Origin of the sequence: Pseudonocardia sp. Ae505_Ps2, from assembly GCF_001932425.1 — a bacterium.
Classification (GTDB): domain Bacteria; phylum Actinomycetota; class Actinomycetes; order Mycobacteriales; family Pseudonocardiaceae; genus Pseudonocardia.
Genome location: NZ_MCIP01000001.1, coordinates 5066230 through 5092137, shown reverse-complemented (window position 1 = coordinate 5092137; position 25908 = coordinate 5066230). Strand labels below are relative to the sequence as shown.

The window sequence follows — 25908 nt, the reverse complement described above, 5'->3', positions numbered from 1 at the left end:
TTTCCGTGTTGCGGAGCGGCAGGGCGTGTCAGCCCTTGACGGCGCCGTTGGTCAGACCGGCGACGATGCGCCGCTGGAAGATCAGGACGAGCACGACGACGGGGATGGTCACGATCACCGCGGCGGCGGCGATCGGGCCGTTGGGCGACTCGAACTGCGACGCTCCGGAGAACAGGCCCAGCGCGGCCGGGACCGGGCGGGACGCGCCGGTCGAGGTCAGCGAGATGCCGTAGGCGAAGTCGTTCCAGGCGATGAAGAACGCCAGGATCGCGGTGGTGAACACCCCGGGCGTCGCCAGCGGGACGATCACCTTGCGGAACGCCTGCCAGGTGGTGGCGCCGTCGACCTGGGCGGCCTGCTCCATCTCCCACGGGATCTCGCGGAAGAACGCCGACATGGTCCAGATCGACAGCGGCAGGGTCAGCGACAGGTAGGGGATGATCAGGCCGGGCCAGGTGTCGTAGAGCCCGATCTGGCGCCACAGGTTGAACAGCGGCGTCACGATCGAGATGACCGGGAAGATCGCCACCGCCAGCGCGGTGGACAGGATCAGCTTCTTGCCCCGGAAATCGAGCCGGGCGATCGCGTAGGCGGCGAACATCGACAGCACGCACGCCAGGAACGTCGCGATGATGCAGATGCCGAAGGAGTTGCGCAGCGCGGGCAGGAACAGCTCGGCCGCGTCGCCGACGAGGATCTGTTCGTAGTTGCTCCACGACACCGACGTCGGCAGGAACTGCTTGTTGGCGATGTCTTCGCTCGACTTCAGCGACAGCAACACGATCCAGCCCACCGGGAACAGGGCGTAGACGACGATCGCGATGCCGGCCACGATCCAGAGGACTCGCTCGCGGGTGGACATCACTTCTCCCCTCGGGCCTGGGACAGGTCGACCTTGAACCCCTTGATGAAGCCGACGCAGATGATCACGACGGACAGGAACAGCAGGACCGACACCGCGGAGCCGAGCCCGATCTCGACCCGGGCGATGGTCTGGCGGTAGGCCAGGAACGACACCGTCTCGGTGTTGTTCGCCCCCGCCGTCATGACGAACACCGAGTCGAACACGCGGAAGGCGTCCAGGGTCCGGAACAGCAGGGCGACCATGATCGCCGCCTTCATGTTCGGCAGCGTCACCTTCCACATCCGCTGCCACCAGGTCGCGCCGTCGACGCGGGCGGCCTCCTGCAGCACGTCGGGCACCTGGGCCAGACCCGCGAGCAGCAGCAGCGAGATGAACGGGGTGGTCTTCCAGATCTCGGCCAGGCAGATCACGAACAGCGACGAGCCGGTCGAGCCGAACCAGTCGGTGTCCGCCGAGACCCCGGGCAGCCAGTCGAACCAGGAGTTGACGAAGCCCGAGTCCAGGGAGAACGCGTACTGCCAGGAGAACGCCGACACGACCGTGATGACGGCGTACGGGATCAGGATCGCCGCGCGCAGGACCGGCCGGATCGCCTTGAGCGCGTTCATCATCACCAGCGCCAGCAGGAAGCCCAGCACCAGCTCGACCGCGACGGTGACCACGGTGATGAACACCGTGACGCCGAACGAGGTCCACCAGATCGAGTCGGTGAGGATGACCGCGTAGTTCTTCAGGCCGACGAACGAGATGTTCTCCGGGTCGGTCAGCCGGTAGTCGAACAGCGAGTAGTAGACGGCCTGGACGATCGGGTAGGCCGTCACCAGCAACATCACGGCGAACGCCGGCCCGGCCAGGTACCAGCCGAGCTTCTGCTCGGCACGGGCCCGGTCGCTGCCACCGCGCGGGGCGGGCGCCGCCCCCGCGGCGGGGCGCGCCGTCGTCGACTCCGTCGTCGTCACAGGAGCTCCTCCTTGGCCAGGACCGCCTTGATCAGCGCGGCGGTCGCGGGACCGACGGTCGGCGGGTCGATGCCCGCGGTCGGGTGGTAGGTGCGCTGGATCGACTCGGAGACCTCGCTGTAGTACGGGGTCTGCGGGCGCGGCTTGGCCTGCTGCAGCGACTGGGCGATCACCGGGGCCATCGGGAACTTCTCCACCACGTCCGGGTCGGTGAACACCGAGATCCGGGCGGCCGGGTTGCCGTTGGTGAGGAAGTACTGCTTCTGGTTCTCGGTCGAGACGATGCACTCGGTGGCCTTGTAGGCCAGGTCGACGTGGTTGCTGAACGCGCCGACGCCGAGGTTGATGCCGCCGTAGGGCGGCGACGAGGGCCTGCCGGCCTCGGTCTGCGGGTAGAGCGCCGCGCCGAAGTCGTCCGGTGTGGACTGCAGGACGGTACCCGCCTCGACCGCGCTGTTGACCTTGCCCCAGACGAACGGCCAGTTCACCTGGAACATCGCCTCACCGGCCTGGAAGGCGTTGGAGTTCTCGTCCTCGGAGTTGGTCGAGAACCCGGGACCGCCGACGGCGGAGACGGCCTTCATGATCTCCGCGGCCTTCGTCGCGGCGGGGGAGTCCAGCCCGAGCTGCACACCCTCCGGGTCCTGCGGCGAGGCGTTGGTGATGATCTGGCCGCCGCCGCCCTCCACCAGCGCGTTCAGCCAGACGGTCAGCGACTCGGCCCGGATGCCCTGCGCGGCGATGATCGAGTTCTTCGACCGTGCGGCCGCCACGACCTGGTCCCACGTGACCGGCTTCGACATGTCCAGCCCGGTGCCGGCGACCTGGGACTTGCGGTACCAGAGCAGCTGGGTGTTGGCCCAGAACGGCACCGTGACCAGCCTGCCGTTCCAGCTCGCGCCCTCCTTCGCGGAGTTCACGATCCCCGCTGTGGTCCGCCGGGCGACGTCCTCGGGAACAGGGGCGAGGAACTTCGCCTCGGCGAACTCGGGGATGTAGGGCGGGTCGATGGACATGATGTCGATCGAGCTGTCGTTCGCCGCGAGCCGGCGGATCAGCTGTTGGCGCTGCTCCGCGGACTGGCGCGGCAGCACCGACACCGCGATCGAGTACTCGCCGTTCGACGCCGCCGAACAACGCTGGGCGATCTCGGCCTGCCCGCCGTCGTCGGGGTTGATGTACCAGTTGAGGACCGGCGGGCCCGCGGGTGCGCCTCCGCAGCCCGCCAGCAGGGCGAGGGCGACGGCGGCCGCACCGGCGGCCAGCGTCCTCCTCCACCGTGTGCGACGCATGGTCAACTCCGAACTCCCGTGTTCGATACCGCTGCTGTCCCGACGCACGTCGGCGTCGCTGGAAGCGTTTCCAGCCGAGACTGTGAGCCCTTCACTCGGGAGTGTCAAGGCTCACAGCGCCCGCGCTGGTAGGCGACGATCCTTACTGATCAACAGGCGCTGGTCCAGCGCGGACGGATAACATCCGCTCTTGCAATCGCTTCCAGCTTTCGGCATACATGTGTCGTGCCCGAGCCGGTCAACCTGGCGGACGTGGCCCGGCTGGCCAAGGTCTCACCGGCCACCGCGTCACGTGCGCTCAGCGATCACCCCCACGTCGCCGCGGCCACCCGTGCCCGGGTGTGGGAGGCCGCGCGCGCCCTGGAGTACGTGGTCAGCCCGGACGCCGCCGGGCTCGCGCGGGGCACCACGGGGCGGATCGCCGTCGTCGTCCCGCACCTGTCCCGGTGGTGGTTCGGGGCCGCGCTGGAGGGGCTGTCCGAGGTGCTGCGCGAGGCCGGGCGCGACCTGCTACTGTACCACCTCGGCGACGCCGCGGCCCGGCGCGCGTTCTTCGCCGAGCTGCCCGCCCGGCGCCGCGCCGACGCCGTCGTGCTGCTCGGGTTCGGCGTCGACGACGCCGAGCGTGCCCGGCTGGAGCGGATCGGTGTCGGGATCGTGTCGGCGGGGACCCGGATCGGGCACCATCCGTCGGTGTCGATCGACGAGCGCGTCGCCGGCCGCCAGGCCGTCGACCACCTGCTCCACCTCGGACACCGGAGGATCGGGATGATCGGGATGATCGTCACCACCGACCCGGAGCTGGACCCGGGCCAGCCCGCGGGGCGGGCCGCCGCCTACCGGGCCGCGCTCGCCGACGCCGGCGTCGGGTACGACCCCGCGCTGACGGTCCGCGTGCCGTGGAGCCCGGAGGGCGGGGCGCGCGCGATGGGCGAGCTGCTCGGGCTGTCCGACCCCCCGACGGCGGTCTACGCCCACACCGACGAGGTCGCCCTCGGTGCCGTCGGGACGCTGCGTCGGGCCGGGCTCGCGGTGCCCGGCGACGTGTCGGTCATCGGCATCGACGACCATCCCCTGGCCGCGCTGACCGATCTGTCCACCGTGGCCCAGCCGGCGGCCGAGCAGGGCGCCGTCGCGGCCCGGATGGCGCTGGCGACGCTGGCCGGCGACCCGGTCGACCCGCTCGCCACCCTGCCGACCCGGCTGGTCATCCGCGGCTCCACCGCCCCACCGGCCCGCGGCGCCCGGGGAGTGTCCTGAATGGATGCCTCACCGGAGCTCGTGCTGCGGGCACCCGGCCCCGAGCTGATCGCCCTGCCGTGGAACGAGCCGCTGGAGGACTGGGACGAGACGCGGGTCCCTTTGCGCGACATGGAGGTCGGTCCCAGCCGGCACCTCGTCCGGTTCGTCGAGGCCGACGGTGCACTGTGGGCGCTCAAGGACATGCCCGAGCGGATCGCCCGTCGCGAGTACGACGTGCTGCGCCGGCTCGGGCACCAGTGTCTGCCCGCGGTCCGCCCGGCCGGGCTGGTGAACCAGCCGGCGCACGAGACCGCGATCCTGGTGACCCGGTACCTGAGCGGGTCCTGGCAGTACCGCAGGCTGTTCCTGCGGCTCCCCCCGAACCGGCCGCGGCACCGCGCCCGGCTGTTCGACGCGATGATCTCGCTGCTGGTCGAGCTGCACCGGCACGGCGTGTTCTGGGGCGACTGCTCGCTGAACAACACCCTGCTCACCCGCGACGGGCAGACCCTGCAGGCCTTCCTCGTCGACGCCGAGACCAGCGAGGTGCACCCGGACGGCCTGTCCGACGGTCAGCGCGAGCACGACGTGACGATCCTGGTCGAGAACGTCGCCGCCGGGATGATCGACCTGGCGACCTCGCTGGAGCGGCCGCCGGAGATGATCCCGCAGCTGATCGACGAGGCCACCGCGCTGCCCGAGCGCTACCGGGAGCTGTGGGACGCCCTGCACGCCTCGCCGGTCTTCGCCTTCGGCGACCGCTACCGCGTCGAGGGTGCCATCCGTGAGCTCAACGACCTGGGCTTCGCCGTGGACGAGGTCTCCCTGCTGCCGGTCGGCGACGGCCGGTCCCGGCTGCACATCGCCGTCGGTGACCGGAACTACCACTCCGCGACGCTGCGCAGGCTGACCGGCGTCGAGGTGGGGGAGGGCCAGGCCCGGATCCTGCTCGGCGACCTCAACGCGCACCGCGACTGGATGCAGCGGCGCACCGGTCAGCCGGTCTCGGACCGCGCGGCCGCACGCAGCTGGATCGACCACTGTCTCGAGCCCGGCTCGGCCCGCGCGCACGCCGCGCTCGGCGGTGCCGGGGATCCGGTGCAGGCCTACTGCGACCTGCTGGAGGTGCGCTGGCTGCTGTCCGAACGGGCCGGTGCCGACGTCGGCAACGAGGCGGCACTCGCGGCGCTCGGGGCCGGTGCCCCGACCGACTCGGCGGCGAAGATGGCCGTCGCCGACGCGCCCACCGGGCCGCTGCCGCGGATCCCCGCGGAGGAGCCCGACGACCGGTGACGTGCGTCGTCACATCGTTGACGCCCCGGTAACCACACGCCTGGCGGTACTGTTCGGGGCCGTGTCCATTCCCGGTCCCGGTTACGCCATCACCGCACGCGTCGACGCCCCCGCCAACCCGACCTCGGCCGGTGACCTCACCGCCGCCGTCGGCCAGGTCGGCGGCGTCGTCACCGCCTTCGACGTCGTCGAGGCGCGCACCGAGAGTCTCGTCGTCGACATCTCGGTCAACGCCCGCAACACCGAGCACGTCGAGGAGATCAAGGCCGCCATCGAGCAGCTCGAGGGCTTCTCGGTCCGCAAGGTCTCGGACCGGACCTTCCTGCTCCACCTCGGCGGCAAGATCGAGGTCCGCTCCAAGGTGAACCTCCGCACCCGTGACGACCTGTCGCGCGCCTACACCCCGGGCGTCGCGCGGGTGTCGATGGCGATCGCGGAGAACCCGTCCGACGCCCGCCGTCTGACGATCAAGCGCAACACCGTCGCCGTCGTCACCGACGGGTCCGCGGTGCTCGGCCTGGGCAACATCGGCGCCGCCGCGGCGATGCCGGTCATGGAGGGCAAGGCGGCGCTGTTCAAGCAGTTCGCCAACGTCGACGCGTGGCCGGTCTGCCTCGACACCCAGGACACCGAGGAGATCATCCGCACCGTCCAGCTGATCGCGCCGGGCTACGGCGGCATCAACCTGGAGGACATCGCGGCGCCGCGCTGCTTCGAGATCGAGCGCCGGCTGCGCGAGCTGCTCGACATCCCGGTCTTCCACGACGACCAGCACGGCACCGCCGTCGTCGTCCTCGGCGCGCTGCGCAACGCGCTGCGCGTGGTCGGCAAGAAGTTCTCCGACGTCCGCGTGGTCGTCTGCGGGGTCGGTGCGGCCGGCTCGGCGATCATCCGGCTGCTCGGGTCGGAGGAGACCGCCGACGTCGTCGCCGTCGACGTGGACGGCATCGTCCACACCGGACGCGAGGGGATGGACGACAACCTCGCCTCGATCGCCGCGCAGACCAACAAGGACGGCAAGCAGGGCACGCTGGCCGACGCGCTCGTCGGGGCCGACGTCTTCATCGGGGTCAGCGCGCCGAACCTGTTCGGCGAGACCGAGCTGCGGTCGATGAACGACGACGCGATCGTGTTCGCGCTGGCCAACCCGGACCCCGAGGTCGACCCGACGCTGGCGATGCGCCACGCCGCCGTCGTCGCGACCGGGCGGTCGGACTACCCGAACCAGATCAACAACGTGCTCGCCTTCCCCGGCGTGTTCCGCGGCCTGCTCGACGCGCAGGCCCACGACATCACCGACGAGATGATGCTCGCGGCCTCCGCGGCGATCGCCGACGTCGTCGCCGAGCCGAACCCGTCGTTCATCGTGCCGAGCGTGTTCGACCAGAGCGTGGCCCCGGCCGTCGCCGAGGCGCTCCGCAACGCCGCCACGAAGCAGGCCAAGCGCGGCGAGGTCGAGGCGGGCTGACCCGGCCCTGCGGCGGGCGACCACCCCGGTCGGCGCGGGCACCGGCGCGGACGCCGGGCCGCGTTCGACGGGGAGGTCGCCGTACGGTGCCGCGGCTCACCCCCGGACGGGCGGTTGCCGCAGGTCGGGCGGGTCTACGCTGGTCGGCATGGCGGTGAGGATCGGTGTGCTGGCCCTGCAGGGCAACGTCCGCGAGCACGTGGCGGCGCTGACCGGGGCGGGTGCCGAGGCCGTGCCGGTCCGCCGTGCGTCCGAGCTGGCCGCGGTGGACGGCATCGTCCTGCCCGGCGGTGAGTCGACGACCATGTCGAAGCTGCTCGACACCTTCGAGCTGCTGGAGCCGCTGCGTGCCCGGCTGCGTGAGGGACTGCCCGCCTACGGCTCGTGCGCCGGCATGATCCTGCTGGCCGAGGAGATCCTGGACGGGCGGCCCGATCAGCACCAGCTCGGCGGGCTCGACGTCGTCGTGCGGCGCAACGCGTTCGGCCGGCAGGTCGACTCCTTCGAGACCGACCTGGAGTTCACCGGGCTCACCGGTGATCCGGTGCACGCGGTGTTCATCCGGGCCCCGTGGGTGGAGAAGACCGGCGGCGAGGTCGAGGTGCTCGCCACCGTCCCCGCCGTCACCAGCACCGGTGCCGATGCCGGTGAGGCCTCGGGCCGCGCGGTCGCGGTGCGGCAGGGCCCGGTGCTCGCCACCTCGTTCCACCCGGAGCTGACCGGGGACCGGCGGGTGCACGCACTGTTCGTCGACATGGTGCGGGCCGCCACCGGTTGATGCGGTGCGGGCCGCCACGGGGTGGTTCGGCGCGGCCACCACCGGGTGGCGCCGCGGCGGGTCAGTCGGTCGAGCCGGTGGCGCCGCGCTGGTAGGCGGTGGGCTCGCCGGGTTCGGCGGTCCGCCGGCGTTCCGCGGCCACGGTGGAGTCGATGCCCGCGTGCCACCGCTCGGGGGAGCGTCGGCGCACGGTCCGGGCACGGCGGAACCCGGCGACGGCGGGGGTCAGCAGGGCGTCGGCGACCGGAGCGTGCCGGATCTGCAGGTCCTGGCTCATCGCCGGGCCGTGGATGCGGCGGGTGATCGCGTCGAGTGCGGGCCGGGACAGCCGCGGCGGGACTCCGAGCAGGCCCCGGAGCAGCACCGAGATCGAGTCGAGGGTCGCGGCGGCGAGACGCGCGGAGTCGTCGGACACGGGCCCGGTGACGGTCTGCAGGACGTCGTCGATCCGGCGGGCCGCGTCGTGGCTGGTGATCCCCTCGACGAGCCGGGCATCGATCCCGAGCAGGTGTCCGATGTACCACCAGTAGCGGTAGAGGCCGTCGAGCTCGCGTCCGGTGAGGTCGAACCCGAACCGTTCCTCCGCGACGAAGGAGGTCAGGGTGAAGTCCATCCAGGTCCGCCCGAGGTCCACCTGGTTGATGGGGACGCCGTCGGCGGTGCTGTCGTACCCGCGGTCGAGTGCGAGCCTGCGCATGTGGGCGTGCAGCATGCGGACGTTCAGGGTCGCGACGTAGCCGGGCCGCCCGCGGCGCAGGTTGCCGGGCAGCATCGCCTGGGTCAGCCAGGCCCCGGTCTCGGAGAGCCGCTTGTCGGCGCGGTCGACGAGGCGGCCGGTGGTGGACAGGACCTTCGCGATCGACGGTGACTCGTACACGCGGACGAGGGCGCCCGCGCTGAGCGAGAGGATGTGGACCGGGGTGGGCGAGCTGAACCAGGGGCGAGGGAACTCGTCGAGCAGCTCGTCGTCGACGTAGTCGGGCGGGGTCTCGGTCTGCCGCAGCAGCGCGGCGAGGGCGGGCGGCGGGTCGTCGAGTGCGTCGAGGCCGTGCTCGATCCCGCGGTTGAGCAGCGGTCGCGCCGTCGCCGTCCCGAGCGCGTGCATCTCGTCGACGACGGCGTCGGCGAGCGGATCGCCGGTGGTCAGGGCCCACTGCATCAGGTCGGCGCGGGTCTCGCCGAACTGGGCGAGTACGGCGGTCCGGCTCGACCGGGCGGTCGGCCATGCGGCGGTGACGGTCATCGTGGCTCCTGGTCCTCGTGGTGTGGCGGGTCGGCCGGTGGCCGACCGGGCGTCGGGTGGTCGGGAACGCCGAACGCGGCGAAGAGCCGTGTGACGTCGGCGCGCATGGTCGCGGTGGGTGCGTCGGCGCCACGCGCCATCTCGTGCAGGATCAGCCCGGACAGCGAGCGGGCGAGGGTGCGTGCGGTGTCGCGGGACGCGGTCAGCGGGGCGAACAGCGCGGCCAGCTCCTCGACGAACGCCTCGGCCATCGGGCGCAGCCGCGGGTTGTGGATCGCGCTGAGGGTCAGCTGGACGACCCCGTCCGGTGGCAGTCGGTCGCCGTAGGGGGCGCGGGCCACGACGGCCATGGCCGCGTCGACGATCCCGGCCCCGCGTTCGACGGCCTCGCGCGCGGTCCGGCGCATGTCGGCGATGGTCCGGGAGCTGGTCGCCTCGAACGCGGCGACGAGCAGGTCGTCGGCGGTGCGGAAGTGGTAGGTCGTCGAGGCGAGGGACGTCCCGGCCTTGGCGGCCACGGCGCGCTGGGTCACCGCGGCGACGCCGTCGGTGCAGATGATCTCGATGGCGGCGTCGAGCAGCGCGGCGCGGGTCCGTGCGCTGCGGGTGTGTCGTCCGTCCACAATCTGTACGGTAGTACGAATTGATGGGCGAGGGGCAACTCGGTTCCGTCACCGGGCCCCCGGGGTGGGGGTTGCCCCAGGTGCACCCGGGGGAGCGCCGTGTGGGCCGATCGGCCCGCCGCGGGGAGCATGGGGTCATGACCAGCACCGTCGTGCCCACCGGGTCGCGCCCGGCCCTGCCGTCCGCGGTGGGGCTGAGCGTGGCGCTGTGGCTCGGCGCGATCCTGGCCGGGTTCGCCGAGACCCTGGTCCGGCTGGCGGGCCCGGTGCCACCCTCGGTCGTGGAGATCCTCGCGCGCGGCGGGATCTACCTGGTGCTGGGCGTGCTGGTCGTGCAGCTGCTCTCCGGGCACGACGTGCACCGCTGGACCGTCGTCGGTGTCCTGGGGGTCCTCGGCACGGCGTCACTGGTGGTGGGGCCGCTGCGGGCGCTGGCGGGCGGGGGATCGGTCGGGCTGTTCCTGACGACCGCGACCGGCCCCGAGCTGGCCGCCGCCGCGCTGCGCGCGCTGCACGTGGCGGAGCTGCTCGCCGCCGTCGTGCTGCTGTTCCACCCCGCTGCGCAGACCTTCTACCGGGCGTCCGCCCGCACGACCTCGCCGTCGACGACCGTGGCCGGTGCGGCGGCCGGGAGCCGGTAGCGGATCAGTCGGGAGCTGTTCGCGACGACCGCGACGCTGGAGGCGTTGTGCAGGATCGCTGCGACCACCGGTGACATCGCGCCGCCCGCGGAGACCAGCAGCCCCGCCGCGTTCACCGCGATCGACATGCCGTAGTTCTGCCGGATCAGGGTGATCGACCGGCGTCCCAGGTCACGCAGGTCCAGCAGCGCGCCGAGGTCGTCCGCGGCGAGGGCCACGTCGGCGGTCTCCACCGCGACGTCGGTCCCGGCCACGCCCATCGCGATCCCGATGTCGGCCAGCGCCAGTGCCGGGGCGTCGTTCGTGCCGTCGCCGATCATCGCGACGGTGTGGCCCTGCTCCTGCAGCGCCCGCACGACGTCCTGCTTCTGCTCGGGCATGACCTCGGACCGGTACTCGGTGATGCCGAGCTCCTCGGCGACGGCCTTCGCGGTCTGCGGGTGGTCGCCGGTGAGCATGACGATCCGGGTGACGCCGTCGGCGCGCAGCCGCTCCAGCACGTCGCGGGCCTCGGCACGCACGGTGTCGCGCAGCGAGACCAGACCGACCAGGGTGCCGTCGACGGCCAGCAGCAGCGGGGTCTCCGAGGCCTTCTGCAGCCGTCGCACCCAGTCCGCGGCCTTGCGCGGCACCGTGACGCCCTGCGCGCGGAGCAGGTCGCGCGACCCGATGAGCAGCACCCGGCCGTCGGCCTGGACCCGCATGCCCTGGCCGAGCAGGACCTCGCACTCCTCGTGCGGCGGGATCTCGATCCGCCGCTCCTCGGTGGAGCGGATGACCGCCTGGGCCAGGGGGTGCCGGGAGTGGATCTCCGACGACGCGGCGTGGGCGAGGACCTGCTCGGGCGACCAGTCGTCGTGGAAGGAGATGACGTTGGTGACGATCGGGCGGCCCTGGGTCAGGGTGCCGGTCTTGTCGAACACGACCGCGTCGACCCGCCCGGCCGCCTCGAGGTGCGCGCCGCCCTTGATGAGGATGCCGCGCCGGGCGCCGTTGCCGATCGCCGCGGAGATCGCGGTCGGGGTGGACAGGCCGACCGCGCACGGGCAGGCGATGAGCAGCATCGTCATCGCGCGCCGCACGTCGCGGGTGGCGATCAGGGTCAGTGCCGAGAGCAGGAACGACGCCGGCACGAACCGGCGGGAGAAGTTCTCGCCGACGGTCTGGATCGGGGCCCGGTCGCCCTGGGCCTGCTCGACCCGGTCGATGATCCGGCCGATCGCGGTGTCCTGGCCGACGGCCGTCGCCCGGACCACGATCCGCCCGCGCAGCAGCACCGACCCGGCGTGCAGGGTGTCGCCGGGGGCGACCGAGACCGGCAGCTGCTCGCCGGTGATCGCGGCCTGGTCGGCGACGCCCTCGCCCTCGACGACCTCGCCGTCGACGGGCAGCACGATCCGCTCGTGCACCACGACCTCGTCGCCCACGGACAGGTCCGCGATGTCGACCTCGACCTCGACGGTGCTGCCGTCGGGGGCGAGCGTCCGGGTCCAGGTGCGGGTGGTGGCACCGGTGAGCAGCTCGGAGATGGCGCGCCGGGAGCGGCGCAGCGTCAGGTCCTGGAGGTACTCGCCGATGTTGAGCAGCCACAGCACGGTCAGCGCGACGACGTTCTCGCGCAGCACCAGGCTCGCGACGGTCGCCGCGGACACCAGCGCGTCGGTGCCCGCGCCCTTCCCGCCGGCGAGCGCGCGCAGCGCCCCGCGCAGGAACGGGTAGCCGGTGAAGATCGTGACGCCGGTGGCGACGGTGCGGCTGGCGGGGCCCAGCAGCGGCGGGCGGCGGAGCGCGTAGCGGCGGAATCCCAGTGCGGCGAGCGCGACGCCACCGACGACCAGGCGGGCCAGCTCGCCGTTGTGCTGGTCGGCCGAGCGCGGTGTGCGCGCCGCGGTGGCCTCCGGCTCGGCGCCCAGGCCCTTGCCGATGGCCTCGACGAGTTCGACACGGTGGCAGCCGGGGCGGTACCAGACCACGACGTTGCCGGTGCGCGGGTAGGCGTGCACCTGGCGCACCCCGCCGACGTGGTCCAGCTCGTCCTCGACGGCCACGGCCAGCGCCGTCCGCCCGCGCAGCGCGGGGACGGCGAAGCGGACGCGGCCCGCGGCGTCACTGAGGACGGTGGCCTCCGGGCCGGCGGTGTCGCTGCTCACGGTCTCGCTCGTCTCGCTCGTCGTGCCCGGAGGACCGGGATCAGTGCTCGTGGCCGTGCCCGTGCCCGTTGCCCGCCGCGGGGGCCTCCTCGCCGATGCGGCCGCGGGCCTCGGAGACGATGTCGGCGGTCGCCAGGCGGGCCTTCTCGGCGCCGGTCTCCGCGGCGCGGGCGCCCTTGAGGCCCCAGGTGGTCACCGAGACGGCGGCCTCGCGGACGGCGCCGGAGCGTGCGACCTTCTTGACGCCGTCGTAGGCGACCGCGCCGGCCAGCCCGCTCACGACGAGCCCCACGGCCTTGCCTGCCACTGCTCCGAACACGTGCGCTCCTCTCGCGACCGGCGCCCGGTGCAGGTGCCGACAACGGTTGTCAGAGTAGTCCTCGCCGGGTTCCCGACGGGACGTGGTGGCGAACCATAGCGGTTCATGCATGTGTCCTCGTGGGGCGGGGTCTGCTCGGGCCCGACCCGGCGCGGAGCCGCGTCGTCGGTAGCATTGACGGGTTCCCGCAGGTCGGCCCGACCGCAGCTCGCGCTGCGGGGCGTCGGACCTGCCCCTCACCGCGCGTCGTGTGCGTGGTGCGAGCACGAGAGGTGGGCAGACGAGCCGATGAGCGGTCACTCCAAGTGGGCGACGACCAAGCACAAGAAGGCCGTGATCGACGCCCGCCGCGGCAAGATGTTCGCCAAGCTGATCAAGAACATCGAGGTCGCGGCCCGGACCGGCGGCGGTGACCCCGACAGCAACCCGACGCTCTACGACGCCATCCAGAAGGCGAAGAAGAGCTCGGTCCCGAACGACAACATCGACCGTGCGGTCAAGCGTGGTTCGGGTGCCGACGCCGGTGGCGCCGACTACCAGACGATCACCTACGAGGGCTACGGCCCGAACGGGGTCGCCGTGCTGGTCGAGTGCTTGTCCGACAACCGGAACCGGGCGGCGACCGAGGTCCGGACCGCGATGACCCGCAACGGCGGCACCATGGCCGACCCGGGGTCGGTGGCGTACCTGTTCAACCGCAAGGGCGTCGTGGTGCTGCCGAAGGCCGACCTGTCCGAGGACGACGTGCTGATGGCCGTCCTCGACGCCGGCGCCGAGGAGGTGAACGACCTCGGCGACAGCTGGGAGGTCGTCTCGGAGCCGACCGACGTCGTCGCGGTGCGCACCGCGCTCCAGCGCAGCGGGATCGACTACGACTCCGCCGAGGCGGTCTTCGTCCCGTCGATGCAGGTCGAGCTGGACGCCGAGGGCGCGAAGAAGGTCTTCAAGCTGATCGAGGCGCTCGAGGACTCCGACGAGGTCCAGAACGTCTACGCCAACTTCGACGTCTCCGACGAGGTCATGGCCGAGGTCGGCTGAGCGGCGCGTCCCGTCCCGGTGCGGTCGTCCCCCTCGTGGGGCGGCCGCACCGTCGTCTCCGGGGCCGGCCCGTCCGGGAGCCGACCCGCGGCCGCGTTCACTGTCGGGGGTCGGTTCTAGACTCGCCGCCGATGAGCACAGCGACGCAGGGCACCCAGAAGTCGGCCTCGGCGAAGAAGAAGGCACCGGCGAAGCCGCGCCTGTTGCTGCTCGACGGCCACTCCCTGGCCTACCGGGCGTTCTTCGCGCTGCCCGCGGAGAACTTCCGCACCGGAACCGGGCAGACCACGAACGCGGTCTACGGCTTCACCTCGATGCTGATCAACCTGCTGCGCGACGAGGAGCCGACCCACCTCGCGGTGGCCTTCGACGTGTCCCGCACGACCTTCCGCTCCGAGCGCTACGCCGAGTACAAGGCGAACCGCTCGTCGACGCCGGACGACTTCCGCGGCCAGATCGACCTCATCAAGGAGGTCCTGGGCGCGCTGAACATCCCGGTCTTCGCCGTCGACGGGTACGAGGCCGACGACCTCATCGCCACCCTCGCCACCCGGGCCGAGGCGCGCGGCTTCCAGGTGCTCATCACCACCGGGGACCGTGACGCGTTCCAGCTGGTCACCGACGACGTCACCGTCCTGTACCCCAAGCGCGGCGTGTCCGACCTCGGCCGGATCGACCCGGCCGAGGTCGACAAGCGCTACGGGCTCACCCCGACCCAGTACCCGGACTTCGCGGCGCTGCGCGGCGACCCCTCGGACAACCTGCCCTCCATCCCCGGGGTGGGGGAGAAGACCGCGGCCAAGTGGGTCCGGGAGTTCGGTTCGCTCGCGGAGCTGACCGACCGGGTCGACGAGGTGAAGGGCAAGGCCGGGGACAACCTGCGGGCCAACCTGGCGAACGTGCTGCTCAACCGCCAGCTCACCGAGCTGGTGCGCGACGTCGACCTCGGCGCCGACCCCGAGGAGCTCGAGCTGCGCCCCTGGGACCGGGACGCGGTGCACCGCCTGTTCGACGAGCTGGAGTTCCGGGTGCTGCGCGAGCGGCTGTTCTCCACGCTGTCCTCCGCCGAGCCCGAGGCCGAGTCCGTCTTCGAGGTCGCCGGCGAGGTCGTCGCCCCCGGCGCGGTGCGGGCCTGGCTGGACACCCACGCCCGCGACGGCCGTCGCGTCGCGGTGAGCTTCGCCGGGGTCACCGGCCCGATCGCCGGGCGCGACCTCGACGGGATCGCGCTCGCCGCGGGTGAGCCGACGGTCGAGCAGCGGGCCGCCGGCGCCACCGCGGGCGTCCCGGCCGCCGGCTACCTCGCGCTGACCGGCCTCACCCCGGACGACGAGGCGGCGCTGGGCGACTGGCTCGCCGACCCGTCCGTGCCCAAGGCCGCGCACGACGTGAAGCCGGTGCTGCACGCGCTGCGTGCGCGGGGCTGGACCCTGGGCGGGCTGACCAGCGACACCGCGCTCGCCGCGTACCTGGCCAAGCCGGGGCAGCGGACCTTCGACCTGGCCGACCTCGCGCTGCGCTACCTGCGTCGCGAGCTGCGCACCGAGGAGCCCGCCGACGGTCAGCTGTCGCTGCTGGGCGGCGAGGAGGAGGCCGACGCCCGGGCCGCCGAGCAGGAGATGCTCGCGGCCTCGGCGATCGCCGAGCTCGCCGACGCCCTCGACGCCGACCTCGCCGAGCGGGGCGGCAGCGAGCTGCTGGCCGACCTCGAGCTGCCGCTGGCGTTCGTACTGGCCGACTGCGAGGCCGCCGGGATCGCCGTCGACGGCGAGACCCTGTCCGACCTGGAGTCCGACTTCGGCACCCAGGTCCGGGAGGCCGCGCGGCAGGCCTACGAGGTGATCGGCAAGGAGATCAACCTCGGCTCGCCCAAGCAGCTGCAGGTCGTGCTGTTCGACGAGCTGGAGATGCCCAAGACCAAGCGCACCAAGACCGGTTACACCACCGACGCGGACGCGCTGGCGAGCCTCTACGCGCAGACCGAGCACCCGTTCCTGCAGTTCCTGCTGCAGCACCGCGACGCGACCCGGCTGAAGGTGACCGTCGACGGGCTGATGAAGTCCGTCGCCGAGGACGGCCGGATCCACACCACGTACTCGCAGACGATCGCCGCGACCGGCCGGCTGTCCTCCACCGACCCGAACCTGCAGAACGTGCCGATCCGCACCGCCGCCGGGCGCCGGATCCGGGACGCCTTCGTGGTCGGGTCCGCGCCGGACGGCACGCCGTACGCCGAGCTGCTCACCGCGGACTACAGCCAGATCGAGATGCGGATCATGGCGCACCTGTCCGAGGACGCCGCGCTGATCGAGGCCTTCCGCTCACAGCACGACTTCCACGCCGAGACCGCCGCCCGGGTCTTCGGCGTCGCGGCCACCGAGGTGACGCCCGAGCAGCGCGCCAAGATCAAGGCGATGAACTACGGCCTGGCCTACGGGCTGTCGGCCTACGGCCTGTCCGGGCAGCTGCGGATCTCCACCGAGGAGGCGAAGGGGCTGATGGACGACTACTTCGCCGGGTTCGGCGGAGTGCGCGACTACCTCGCGGGAGTCGTCGACCAGGCCCGCAAGGACGGCTACACCGCCACCATCCTCGGGCGGCGGCGCTACCTGCCCGACCTCACCAGCGACAACCGTCAGCGCCGGGAGATGGCCGAGCGGATGGCGCTCAACGCCCCGATCCAGGGCAGCGCCGCGGACATCATCAAGGTCGCGATGCTCGGGGTGTACCGGGCGTTGCAGGCCGAGGGGCTGCGCAGCCGGATGCTGCTGCAGGTGCACGACGAGCTGGTCCTCGAGGTCGCCGAGGGTGAGCGCGAGGCCCTGGAGGCACTCGTTCGTCGGGAGATGGCGGCCGCGGCGGACCTGTCGGTGCCGCTGGAGGTGTCGGTCGGGTCCGGCCGCAGCTGGGACGCCGCGGCGCACTGACCTCGCGCCCGGGTCAGCCGGCGACCGCTCCCCGGGTGGGCGCGGTGCCGGCTCCGGTGCCGTGTGCGGCTGCGGAGCGGTGGCGCAGATGTCCCGGCGCGAGGATGCGGCCGGCGCGGCCCAGCTCCGCGACGAGCTGCTCGACCGCGACGTCCTGACGGCGGGCCGCGGCGTGCAGGATCGCGCAGAGCCGCCCGACCGTGCCGGCCGTGCCCTCCGTGCCTGTGGTGCCGGCCGTGACGCCCGTGGTGGTGTCGGTCGTGCCACCGGCCGCGAGGCCGATCGGGGTGGCACGGGGGCCGGTGCGGCGTCGGGTGTCGCGCTCGTGGCGCAGCACCGCGGCCAGGTCGCGCCCGGCGGCGGCGAGGACGTCGGCGTCGTCGGTGTGGACCGCGACGACCGCGTCGGCGTCCCCGGCCGCGGCCACCGCGCGTTCCGCGGAACGCGACCATGCCCGCAGCGCACGCCGCCCGGCCAGCGACGGCGGAAGCTCCAGCCCGCCGGCCTCGGCATCGGCCAGGGCGACCAGCAGCTCCCCGATCAGGACGGCCCGGCGGGCCCAGGTCGCCCGGTCCCCGGGCAGACCCCGGTGCACGACGACGCCCGCCTGCGCGGGGACGGCCGGCGGCACGTCGGGGCGGCGGGGATGCGGGACCGGGGACGACATCGGCGTCACCTCCTGCGGTGCCGACGTCGGTAGGGTCGCAAACCCTCCTACCTGCTGTTACAGCGTGGCGGCGGACGGTGCGGGCCCCCCGCCGGACGGTCGGTGCCCGGCGTCCGGCGGTGCGGATCCCGGCAGCGCTGGCCTCGGTGGCGCTGCTCTCGACGTCGCGGATCCCCGCGGTGCTGCTCTCGGTGGTGCTGCTCTCGGTGGTGCGGATCCCCGTGGTGCGGATCCCCGTGGTGCGGATCCGTGTGGTGCGGATCCGTGCTGTGCGGGTCCCTACGGTGTGGATCCCCGCTGTGTGGATCCCTGCGGTGCGGCTGCCGCCGGTTCCAGGATCGTCAGCTCGGCGGGGGCGAGGCGGAGCACGCCGTCGTCGAGGGGCTCGCAGCGGACCCCGCCCCGGCCACGCAGCGCGGCCCACGCGCCGTCGCCGATCTCGGTGTCCATCCAGCGGCACGGCGCGGCGGCGCGGTGCGCGCGGAAGCGGACCGGGCCGTCGCCGGAGTCCAGGGCGAACAGCGCGCCGGTGCCGCCCCGGCCCGGTGCGGCGAGCGCGTCGACCGGGGCGCCGCGCAGCACGATGTTGCGCCGCGCCGCCCGCGGGGTCGCGGTGGCCTCGACGACGTCGCCGAGGACCGTGCGCAGGTGGTCCAGCGACTCCGCGGCCAGCAGCGTCACCGCGGCGCGGGCGTGCGCCGGGTGGCCGGCGTAGCGGTCGCCGACGATCCCGTGGCCGGCGCGTACCCGGACCTCGTCGCGCAGCGGCGGCTCCGGGTCGGGACGCGGCCCGTCGGCGGGCCTGCCCTCGTAGGCGTGCCGGGACGCGACCACCAGTGCGGTGATCTCGACCCGCATCAGTTCAGCCCGGTCAGGAAGCGGATCACGGCCTCCCGGGTCAGCTGCGCACCGGGACTGCCGAAGGGGCGGTCGAAGACGTGGTCGGCGTAGGGGACGGTGACCAGCCTGCCGTCGACCCCCGCGGAGCGGAGCTGCCGGTCGTAGGCGGCGACCCGGTCGGGCAGGACGTAGTGGTCCGCGGAGCCGAGCAGCAGCAGGGTCGGTGGGAGCCCGGGGCGCACCTGCTCGGCGGGGGAGAGCAGCCGCAGCAGGCCCGGCGCCTGGTCGGCGGTGCCGCCGAACAGGGTGCGCTGTAGGTCGGGGTCGACCAGCGTCAGGTCGACGGGCGGGTAGTAGGCGACCACGCCGACCGGCGGCGGGCCGGGCGTCGGCGGTGGGGCGTCGGCCGGGCCGGTGCCGCCGTACGCGGCGGGTGCCTCGGAGCACGCCAGCGTCCCGTCGAGCAGTCCGGAGGTGACCGACAGCGCCAGCGTCGCCCCGGCGGACTGCCCGCCCAGGACCAGCCGCGCGGGGTCCAGACCCGCCTCGCCCGCGTGCGCGCGGACCCAGTCGACGGCGCACGCGACGTCGCGCTGCTGGTCGCGGCCGACGGGCTCGGGTGGCGGCAGCCGGTAGTCCACCGCGGCGACCGCCCAGCCGCGCTCGGCGAGCCACCGATTCAGCGCGGTGCGGTCGCTGCGGTCCCCTCTGGTCCACGACCCGCCGTGCACCCACACCATCGTCGGGTGCGGACCCGCGCCGGTCGGCAGGTAGAGGTCCAGCGTGCGGCCGGGGGCGAACTCCACCGACCGGTCGGGCTTCCCGTCGGGCTGGCCCAGCTCGGTCAGCGCCGCCGTCCAGTCCAGCGGGACGCCCTGCTCGGACGCGGCCCGGCCCTGCGCGGCCAGCACCGTGACCGACCCGACGACCGCCGCCAGGGCGAGCACCGCCGTCGCGACGCCGGTGAACCGTGCGCCCGCGGCCCGCGCGGCCAGCCCGAACAGGATCCCCAGCACCCCGGCGAGGGCGACGTGCAGCGGGTACGCCCCGGACAGGAACGACCCCGCGAGCCCGATCGCCGGGGTCTCGGGGCGGAACGTCCCCACCAGCACGACCAGCAGCAGCGCGGCCCACACCCACGCGAGGACCCGGAGGAACGACGTCACCTGCGCACCCTGTCATCCCGGGCGTCACCCCGGTCCGCCCGGCCCGGTCCGGACCCGCCGGTCCGGCGTGCCCGCCCGGACGGGACCGTCCCGACCGGTACGGTTCTCGAACGGCTGTGCGGTCCGAGGCGAGGGGGACGCGGTGCGGGTGCTCGGGGTCGACCCCGGACTGACGCGGTGCGGCATCGGCGTCGTCGAGGCCGGTGCGGGCCGGACCGTCGGGTTCGTCGACGTCGGCGTCGCCCGCAGTGAGCCGGCCCTGCCGCTGGAACGGCGGCTGCTCGCCGTCGCCGACGAGGTGGAGCGCTGGGTGGCCCGGCACCGACCCGACGTGATCGCCGTCGAGCGGGTGTTCAGCCAGAACAACGTCCGCACCGTGATGGGCACCGCGCAGGTCAGCGGCGTCGTCGCGCTCGTCGCGGCCCGGGCGGGGCTGCCGGTCGCCTTCCACACCCCCAGCGAGGTGAAGGCCGCCGTCACCGGGGAGGGCCGCGCGGGCAAGGCGCAGGTCACCGCGATGGTCACCCGGCTCCTCGGCCTGGACGCACCCCCGAAGCCCGCCGACGCCGCCGACGCGCTCGCGCTCGCCATCTGCCACTGCTGGCGCTCACCGATGATCGACCGGATGGCGCAGGCCCAGGCCCGCGCCGAGGAGCTGGCCGCGGTGCACCGTGCCCGGCTCGCCGAGGCCCAGCGCGAGCGCGGCGGCGCCCGGCCCGGTGCCGCCGAGCAGTGGGCCGCGGCCCGCGCGGCCGCCGACGCCCGCTCGACCGGCGGGTGGCGCGCGCGCTGATCCCTCTCGCCCGGTGGTGGCGTGGTGTCGCGTGCGGTCCGGTCGGTGCGGCCCGGTAGCGTCGGTGCTCGAACGGTCGTTCGTCGGAAGGGGACCTGTCAGTGATCCACTCGGTGCGCGGTCCGGTGCTGGAGATCGGGCTGGACCACGCGGTCATCGAGGTGGGTGGGGTCGGGCTCGCGGTGTACGCCACCCCCGCCACGCTGGGCGGGCTGCGTCGCGGGGACGAGGCCCGGCTGCCGACCACGTTGGTGGTGCGCGAGGACTCGCTGACCCTCTACGGGTTCGCCGACGCCGAGGAACGCGAGCTGTTCCTGCTGCTGCAGACGGTGTCCGGGATCGGGACGCGGCTCGCGCTCGCCACGATCGCGGTGCTGGAGCCGGACACGCTGCGCCGCGCGCTGGCCGACGGCGACCTGGCCGTGCTCACCCGCATCCCGGGCGTCGGGCGCAAGAGCGCCGAACGCCTGGTCGTGGAGCTGCGCGACAAGGTGACCGCGCCGGCCGCGGTGCCCGCGGGCGCCGTCGCGGCCGCACCGGCCCCGATGCTCGGGGTGCGCGACCAGGTCGTCGAGGCGCTGCTCGGGCTCGGCTTCACCCAGCGCCCGGCCGAGCAGGCCGTCGACGCGGTCCTGGCCCACGCCCCCGACACCGACGCCCGGGACCTGCTGCGCACCGCGCTGTCGAGCCTGGGCCGGTCGCGGTGACCGACCCCGACCCCTATGCCGGGGTCGACGGCCGGCTCGACGAGCGCGCCGTGGACGCCGGGGTCCAGCCGGGGGACACCGACGTCGAGGCGTCGCTGCGGCCCCGCTCGCTGGCCGAGTTCGTCGGCCAGCCCCGGGTCCGCGAGCAGCTGCAGCTGGTGCTGGAGGGCGCCCGTCGCCGCGGCGACCCGCCGGACCACATCCTGCTGTCCGGCCCGCCCGGGCTCGGCAAGACCAGCCTCGCCATGATCATCGCCCAGGAGATGGGGGCCGCGATCCGGCTGACCTCCGGCCCGGCGCTGGAGCGTGCCGGGGACCTCGCCGCGATGCTGTCCAACCTCGTGCCCGGCGACGTGCTGTTCATCGACGAGATCCACCGCACCGCCCGGCCCGCCGAGGAGATGCTCTACCTCGCGATGGAGGACTTCCGGGTCGACGTCGTCGTCGGCAAGGGCCCTGGTGCCACCTCGATCCCGCTGGAGGTCGCGCCGTTCACCCTGGTCGGGGCCACGACGCGGGCCGGCTCGCTGACCGGTCCGCTGCGCGACCGGTTCGGGTTCACCGGGCAGATGGAGTTCTACGACGTCCCCGAGCTGGAGCTCGTGCTCCGCCGTGCCGCCGGGATCCTCGGCATCGACCTGCGCCCCGACGGCGGGGCTGAGATCGCCGGTCGCTGCCGCGGCACCCCCCGGGTGGCGAACCGGCTGCTGCGCCGGGTCCGCGACTACGCCGAGGTCCGCGCGGACGGGGTCGTCACCCGGGAGGTCGCCCGCGACGCGCTGGCCGTCTACGACGTCGACGAGCTTGGCCTCGACCGCCTCGACCGCGCGGTGCTCGGCGCGCTGGTCCGCTCCTTCCACGGCGGCCCGGTCGGGGTGTCGACCCTCGCCGTCGCGGTCGGGGAGGAGCCCGGGACCGTCGAGGAGGTCTGCGAGCCCTACCTGGTGCGGGCCGGGATGATCGCCCGCACCCCGCGCGGGCGGGTCGCGACCCCGCTGGCCTGGACCCACCTCGGGCTGACCCCGCCCGCGGACGCGCCTGCCGGACACCGGATCGACCCGCTGTTCTGACCCGGCGCGCCGCCGGGGCGCCGGAGCGCACGACCGGTCGCACATGGGAGGATCCGGACGGACCGAACGGATCGGGCAGCGCCCGGCCGGGACGACGGGCACCCTGGTGCCCGCACACCGCGCGGAGCCCTCCGGACACCGCGTGCCCCGACCGGCGACCCGGACCGGGACGTCGGAACGATCCGGGCGTGCGACTCGTTCCGGGGCAGGTCGGACAGTCGACAGCTCCCGGACGACGCCGTTCGGCCCGCCGCACTGCGACGAGCGGTCCGCCACCGGGAGGGGGCAGGCCGTCGGTGTCGGTCCCGGCTGGCACACTCACGATTACGAGACGAGACGGAGACCCCGCACGATGACATCAATTCTCGCCCAGCAGGCCGGTGGCGGCTCGAGCATCTTCTCACTGCTGCCGTTCCTCATCATCCTGCTGCTGTTCGTGCCGTTGTTCCTCAACGGCCGCAAGCAGCGCAGGCAGATGGCGGAGACGCAGGCGATGCAGCAGGCGCTGGAGGACGGCGACGTCGTCGTCACCACGTCCGGGCTGCGGGGCACCATCGTCGACGCCTCGTACGAGGACACGATCGACCTCGAGATCGCCGACGGCGTGGTCACCACCTGGCTGCGTGCGGCGATCCGGGAGAAGGTCACGACCGAGGAGGCGACGGAGGAGACCGTCGCCGAGTCGGCCGACAAGGACGCGTCGGAGAACAAGCCGACCATCCACTGAGCACGTCGGGAACGGGCCGGACGGCCCGTTCCGGCGGCCTCGGCGTCCGTACCGGGCCCGGCCGCGGCTCTGCCGCACCGGCCCGGTGGGACGGCGACCGACCGTGAGGCAGGCCGCGGCCGCCGCACGAGTCGGATCAGGAGAACGATCACGTGGCAACGTCGTCGGGGCAGCAGCACGTGCGCCCCTGGCGCTACCTGACGGCCTTCGCAGGCATCGTCGTGGTGCTGTACGCACTGGTGTTCCTCACCGGGGGCGGCAACCTCACGCCGAAGCTGGGCATCGACCTGCAGGGTGGCACCCGCGTCACGCTCACCGCGCGCACCACCGACGGGCAGCCACCGCCGCGTGACCAGCTGGTCCAGGCGCAGGACATCATCGAGCAGCGCGTCAACGGGCTCGGTGTCAGCGGCGCCGAGGTCCAGCTGGACGGCAGCAACATCGTCATCACCGTCCCCGGTGACGCCGGCGAGCAGGCCCGCTCCCTGGGGCAGACCGCGCAGCTGCGTTTCCGCGAGGTGCTGCAGGGCCCGGTCCCGGCGAACCAGGCCGCCGGCGGGCAGCCCGCACCGGGCCAGGGCGCGCAGACCGGTCAGGCCCCGGCGAGCCCGGCCCCCGCGAGCCCTGCCCCTGCGCAGCCGCAGGGGATGGGCGAGCAGAGCCGCCCCGTCGCCCCGGTCGCGCAGGTCTCGCCGCTGCAGGACCCGCCGCCGACGCCCGCGCCGTCCCCCGCACCGGGCCCTGGTGGGCTCGCCCCGGACGACCCGCGGGTCGCCGCCGAGGTCACGAAGCTCCGTGAGACCCGGCAGAGCACCGACCAGGCCACCCAGCTGCAGGCGCTGCTGACCCTGGACTGCAACGCCCCCGACCCGCTGCAGGGCTACGACGACCCGACGAAGCCGCTGGTCGCGTGCAGCGAGGACAAGCAGAACAAGTACCTGCTCGGCCCCTCCTTCCTGGAGGGCACCGAGATCGCCTCGGCCCAGGCCCAGCAGAACCCGCAGGGCGCAGGCTGGGTGGTCTCGCTGACCTTCAAGCCGCAGGGCGCCGACACCTGGGGGCAGTACACGACGAACAACGTCGGCAAGAACGTGGCGTTCGTGCTCGACGGCGACGTCGTCTCGGCCCCCACGATCAACCAGCCGATCTACGGGCAGACCCAGATCTCCGGGCAGTTCAACCAGGAGCGGGCCCAGCAGCTCGCCCAGGTGCTGCGCTACGGCTCGCTGCCGCTGTCGTTCGACTCCGGGAACGCCCAGACCGTCTCGGCCACCCTGGGGCTCGCCTCGCTGGAGGCCGGGCTGCTCGCCGGCGCCGTCGGACTGGCCCTGGTGTTCGCCTACTGCCTGTTCTACTACCGGCTGCTCGGCATCCTGACGATCCTGTCGCTGGCCCTGTCCGGCCTGGTCGTCTACGCGGTGCTGATCCTGCTCGGGCGCTGGATCGGGTTCACCCTCGACCTCGCCGGCGTCGCCGGGTTCATCATCGCCATCGGCATCACCGCCGACTCGTTCGTCATCTTCTTCGAGCGGCTCAAGGACGAGATGCGGGAGGGCCGCACGTTCCGCTCGGCCGTCCCGCGGTCCTGGGAGCGGGCGCGGCGCACGATCCTCACCGCCGACGCCGTCAGCTTCCTCGCCGCCGCGGTGCTCTACATCCTGGCCGTCGGCGAGGTCCGCGGCTTCGCGTTCACTCTGGGCATGTCCACGATCCTCGACCTCGTCGTCGTGTTCCTCGTGACGTTCCCGCTGGTCGTGCTCATCTCCCGGTCGAAGTCGCTGGGCAGGCCCGGGCTGTCCGGGCTCGCGGCCGTCGACCGGATCGGGCAGCGGCACCGCCGTGAGAAGCCGGCCGTCGGCAGGCGCGCGGCCACCACCGGGAAGGGAGCGGGCGCATGACGAACCCCGAGTCGATGTCGGGCTGGACCCGGCTCACCACCGGCACCGCGAACGTCGACATCATCGGCCGCCGGAAGACCTGGTACATCGGGTTCGGCGTGCTCATCGCGATCTGCCTGCTGTCGCTGGTCTTCCGGGGCTTCAACCTCGGGATCGACTTCACCGGCGGCTCCCAGATCCAGATGCCCGCCACCGGGGCGAACGGCGCGATCAGCACCCAGCAGGTCGACCGGGTCTACGAGAGCGTGATCGGCTCCGCGCCCGAGGTCACCCAGTCCGTCGGGTCCGGCGACGCCGCGTCGATCGTGCTGCAGTCCGAGCCGCTGACCTCCGAGCAGCTCGTGCCGCTGCGCGAGGCGCTGTTCACCCAGCTGCAGCCGCTCGGCGCGGACGGCACCCCCAGCGCCGCCTCGATCAGCGACTCGCAGGTCTCGGGCACCTGGGGCGGCGAGGTCACGACACAGGCGCTGATCGCGCTCGCCGTGTTCATCGTGCTGGTCACGCTGTTCCTGGCGTTCTACTTCGAGCGGGCGATGGCGGCCGCCGCGCTGGTGGCTCTGATCAACGACATCGTCGTCACCGCGGGCGTGTACTCGATCATCGGTCTGGAGGTCACCCCGGCCACGGTGATCGGGCTGCTCACCATCCTCGGGTTCTCCCTGTACGACACCGTCGTGGTGTTCGACAAGGTCCGGGAGAACTCCCGCGGACTGCTCAAGCTGACCCGGCGCACCTACGCCGAGGCCGCGAACCTCGCGCTGAACCAGACGCTCATGCGGTCGATGAACACCTCGCTGATCGCGATCCTGCCGGTGCTCGGCCTGCTCGTGATCGGCGTCGGGCTGCTCGGCGTCGGCACCCTGGCCGACCTGGCCCTGGTCCAGCTGGTCGGCATGATCTCCGGTGTCGTCTCCTCGTTGCTGCTGGCCACCCCCGTGCTGGTGGACATCAAGCTGCGCGACAAGCGGGTCCGGGACCAGGCCGCCCGGGTCGAGGCCCGGCGTGCCCGCGCGGCCGGCCGCGGCGGGACGGACTCCGGGCCCGACACCGGGCCCGACTCCGACGTCGACGGCGGCCCGGCCACCGACACCCTCGCCGCCGTGAGCTCCTCCGCACCCGCCGCCCCGCGGCCCGGCGCCCGCCCGACCGGCAAGACCGGACGGCGTCGCGGGTGAGCGGGGCACAGGTCGACGGCATCCGGG

The 25908-nt window shown here is 73.4% G+C and carries 23 protein-coding genes; 13 read left to right on the top strand and 10 right to left on the bottom strand.

The window, feature by feature from the left end; genetic code table 11:
- Positions 1–28: 28 nt before the first annotated feature.
- Genes Ae505Ps2_RS23815 through Ae505Ps2_RS23805 form a run of 3 tightly spaced genes read right to left on the bottom strand, consistent with a single transcriptional unit; the run spans position 29 to position 3116 of the window.
- Positions 29–862, bottom strand: a complete 834-nt coding sequence (locus Ae505Ps2_RS23815; RefSeq protein WP_075311884.1) for a carbohydrate ABC transporter permease — start codon at positions 860–862, stop codon at positions 29–31.
- Positions 862–1824 carry a sugar ABC transporter permease gene (locus Ae505Ps2_RS23810; protein ID WP_075306723.1) on the bottom strand — a complete coding sequence of 321 codons (963 nt, stop codon included), beginning with the start codon at positions 1822–1824 and terminating at the stop codon, positions 862–864. The genes Ae505Ps2_RS23815 and Ae505Ps2_RS23810 overlap by 1 nt, the downstream gene beginning before the upstream one ends.
- Positions 1821–3116, bottom strand: coding sequence for an extracellular solute-binding protein (locus Ae505Ps2_RS23805; protein WP_075554008.1), 1296 nt, complete (start codon positions 3114–3116; stop codon positions 1821–1823). Before Ae505Ps2_RS23805 ends, Ae505Ps2_RS23810 begins: the two co-directional genes overlap by 4 nt.
- A 225-nt stretch (positions 3117–3341) precedes the next feature.
- On the opposite strand from Ae505Ps2_RS23805, the gene Ae505Ps2_RS23800 reads away from it, so the two are divergent.
- The 4 genes from Ae505Ps2_RS23800 (at position 3342) to pdxT (ending at position 7897) form a co-directional block, all read left to right on the top strand.
- Positions 3342–4376 (top strand): LacI family DNA-binding transcriptional regulator, encoded by a 1035-nt coding sequence (locus Ae505Ps2_RS23800; RefSeq protein WP_139318741.1) that lies wholly within the window; start codon positions 3342–3344, stop codon positions 4374–4376.
- Positions 4377–5651, top strand: coding sequence for a DUF4032 domain-containing protein (locus Ae505Ps2_RS23795; protein WP_075306720.1), 1275 nt, complete (start codon positions 4377–4379; stop codon positions 5649–5651). It abuts the gene before it with no gap.
- Between the two features lie 61 nt (positions 5652–5712).
- Positions 5713–7119: an NAD-dependent malic enzyme gene (locus Ae505Ps2_RS23790; protein WP_020621856.1), complete on the top strand. Its 1407-nt coding sequence runs from the start codon at positions 5713–5715 to the stop codon at positions 7117–7119.
- A 148-nt stretch (positions 7120–7267) separates the two neighbouring features.
- Complete coding sequence (gene pdxT, locus Ae505Ps2_RS23785; RefSeq protein WP_020621855.1) at positions 7268–7897, top strand: pyridoxal 5'-phosphate synthase glutaminase subunit PdxT; 630 nt, start codon at positions 7268–7270, stop codon at positions 7895–7897.
- Positions 7898–7958: 61 nt separating this feature from the next.
- Here pdxT and Ae505Ps2_RS23780 read toward each other — a convergent pair whose 3' ends face one another.
- On the bottom strand, positions 7959–9140 hold the full coding sequence (locus Ae505Ps2_RS23780; protein ID WP_020621854.1) for an oxygenase MpaB family protein: 1182 nt from the start codon (positions 9138–9140) through the stop codon (positions 7959–7961).
- A complete protein-coding gene (locus Ae505Ps2_RS23775) occupies positions 9137–9763 on the bottom strand; it encodes a TetR family transcriptional regulator (RefSeq protein WP_075306719.1) in 627 nt (208 codons plus the stop codon). The genes Ae505Ps2_RS23780 and Ae505Ps2_RS23775 overlap by 4 nt, the downstream gene beginning before the upstream one ends.
- Positions 9764–9900: 137 nt before the next feature.
- Here Ae505Ps2_RS23775 and Ae505Ps2_RS31400 point away from each other — a divergent pair, with 137 nt between their 5' ends.
- The gene (locus tag Ae505Ps2_RS31400) at positions 9901–10404 is read left to right on the top strand and encodes a hypothetical protein (protein WP_139318739.1); all 504 of its coding nucleotides are present in this window, start codon (positions 9901–9903) and stop codon (positions 10402–10404) included.
- Here Ae505Ps2_RS31400 and Ae505Ps2_RS23770 read toward each other — a convergent pair.
- Both Ae505Ps2_RS23770 and Ae505Ps2_RS23765 read right to left on the bottom strand, forming a co-directional pair.
- Positions 10335–12554, bottom strand: coding sequence for a cation-translocating P-type ATPase (locus tag Ae505Ps2_RS23770; RefSeq protein ID WP_139318738.1), 2220 nt, complete (start codon positions 12552–12554; stop codon positions 10335–10337). The genes Ae505Ps2_RS31400 and Ae505Ps2_RS23770 overlap by 70 nt on opposite strands.
- 40 nt (positions 12555–12594) lie before the next feature.
- Positions 12595–12873 (bottom strand): DUF1490 family protein, encoded by a 279-nt coding sequence (locus Ae505Ps2_RS23765; protein ID WP_249265332.1) that lies wholly within the window; start codon positions 12871–12873, stop codon positions 12595–12597.
- Between the two features lie 288 nt (positions 12874–13161).
- On the opposite strand from Ae505Ps2_RS23765, the gene Ae505Ps2_RS23760 reads away from it, so the two are divergent.
- Together Ae505Ps2_RS23760 and polA are read left to right on the top strand one after the other, a co-directional pair.
- Positions 13162–13911, top strand: coding sequence for a YebC/PmpR family DNA-binding transcriptional regulator (locus Ae505Ps2_RS23760; RefSeq protein ID WP_075306718.1), 750 nt, complete (start codon positions 13162–13164; stop codon positions 13909–13911).
- A gap of 131 nt (positions 13912–14042) precedes the next feature.
- The gene (gene polA, locus Ae505Ps2_RS23755) at positions 14043–16838 is read left to right on the top strand and encodes a DNA polymerase I (RefSeq protein ID WP_083695858.1); all 2796 of its coding nucleotides are present in this window, start codon (positions 14043–14045) and stop codon (positions 16836–16838) included.
- A gap of 13 nt (positions 16839–16851) precedes the next feature.
- On the opposite strand, the gene Ae505Ps2_RS23750 is transcribed toward polA, so the two are convergent.
- From Ae505Ps2_RS23750 to Ae505Ps2_RS23740, 3 genes are all read right to left on the bottom strand, one after another.
- A complete protein-coding gene (locus Ae505Ps2_RS23750) occupies positions 16852–17505 on the bottom strand; it encodes a hypothetical protein (RefSeq protein ID WP_075306008.1) in 654 nt (217 codons plus the stop codon).
- Positions 17506–17784: 279 nt separating this feature from the next.
- A complete protein-coding gene (locus tag Ae505Ps2_RS23745) occupies positions 17785–18363 on the bottom strand; it encodes a molybdenum cofactor biosysynthesis protein (protein WP_075306010.1) in 579 nt (192 codons plus the stop codon).
- Entirely contained in the window at positions 18363–19511 is a 1149-nt protein-coding gene (locus Ae505Ps2_RS23740; RefSeq protein ID WP_075306012.1) for an alpha/beta hydrolase, read from the bottom strand. The genes Ae505Ps2_RS23745 and Ae505Ps2_RS23740 overlap by 1 nt, the downstream gene beginning before the upstream one ends.
- Positions 19512–19653: 142 nt before the next feature.
- Here Ae505Ps2_RS23740 and ruvC point away from each other — a divergent pair, with 142 nt between their 5' ends.
- The 6 genes from ruvC (at position 19654) to secF (ending at position 25881) form a co-directional block, all read left to right on the top strand.
- A complete protein-coding gene (gene ruvC / locus Ae505Ps2_RS23735) occupies positions 19654–20304 on the top strand; it encodes a crossover junction endodeoxyribonuclease RuvC (RefSeq protein ID WP_075306014.1) in 651 nt (216 codons plus the stop codon).
- 101 nt (positions 20305–20405) lie between these two features.
- Positions 20406–21011, top strand: a complete 606-nt coding sequence (gene ruvA, locus Ae505Ps2_RS23730) for a Holliday junction branch migration protein RuvA (RefSeq protein WP_075329803.1) — start codon at positions 20406–20408, stop codon at positions 21009–21011.
- A gap of 50 nt (positions 21012–21061) precedes the next feature.
- Complete coding sequence (gene ruvB / locus Ae505Ps2_RS23725; RefSeq protein WP_170917155.1) at positions 21062–22081, top strand: Holliday junction branch migration DNA helicase RuvB; 1020 nt, start codon at positions 21062–21064, stop codon at positions 22079–22081.
- A gap of 352 nt (positions 22082–22433) precedes the next feature.
- Complete coding sequence (gene yajC / locus Ae505Ps2_RS23720; RefSeq protein WP_075306020.1) at positions 22434–22808, top strand: preprotein translocase subunit YajC; 375 nt, start codon at positions 22434–22436, stop codon at positions 22806–22808.
- Between the two features lie 152 nt (positions 22809–22960).
- Positions 22961–24706, top strand: a complete 1746-nt coding sequence (gene secD / locus Ae505Ps2_RS23715) for a protein translocase subunit SecD (protein ID WP_083695981.1) — start codon at positions 22961–22963, stop codon at positions 24704–24706.
- Entirely contained in the window at positions 24703–25881 is a 1179-nt protein-coding gene (gene secF / locus Ae505Ps2_RS23710; RefSeq protein ID WP_075306022.1) for a protein translocase subunit SecF, read from the top strand. Before secD ends, secF begins: the two co-directional genes overlap by 4 nt.
- The last annotated feature ends 27 nt before the right edge of the window (positions 25882–25908 follow it).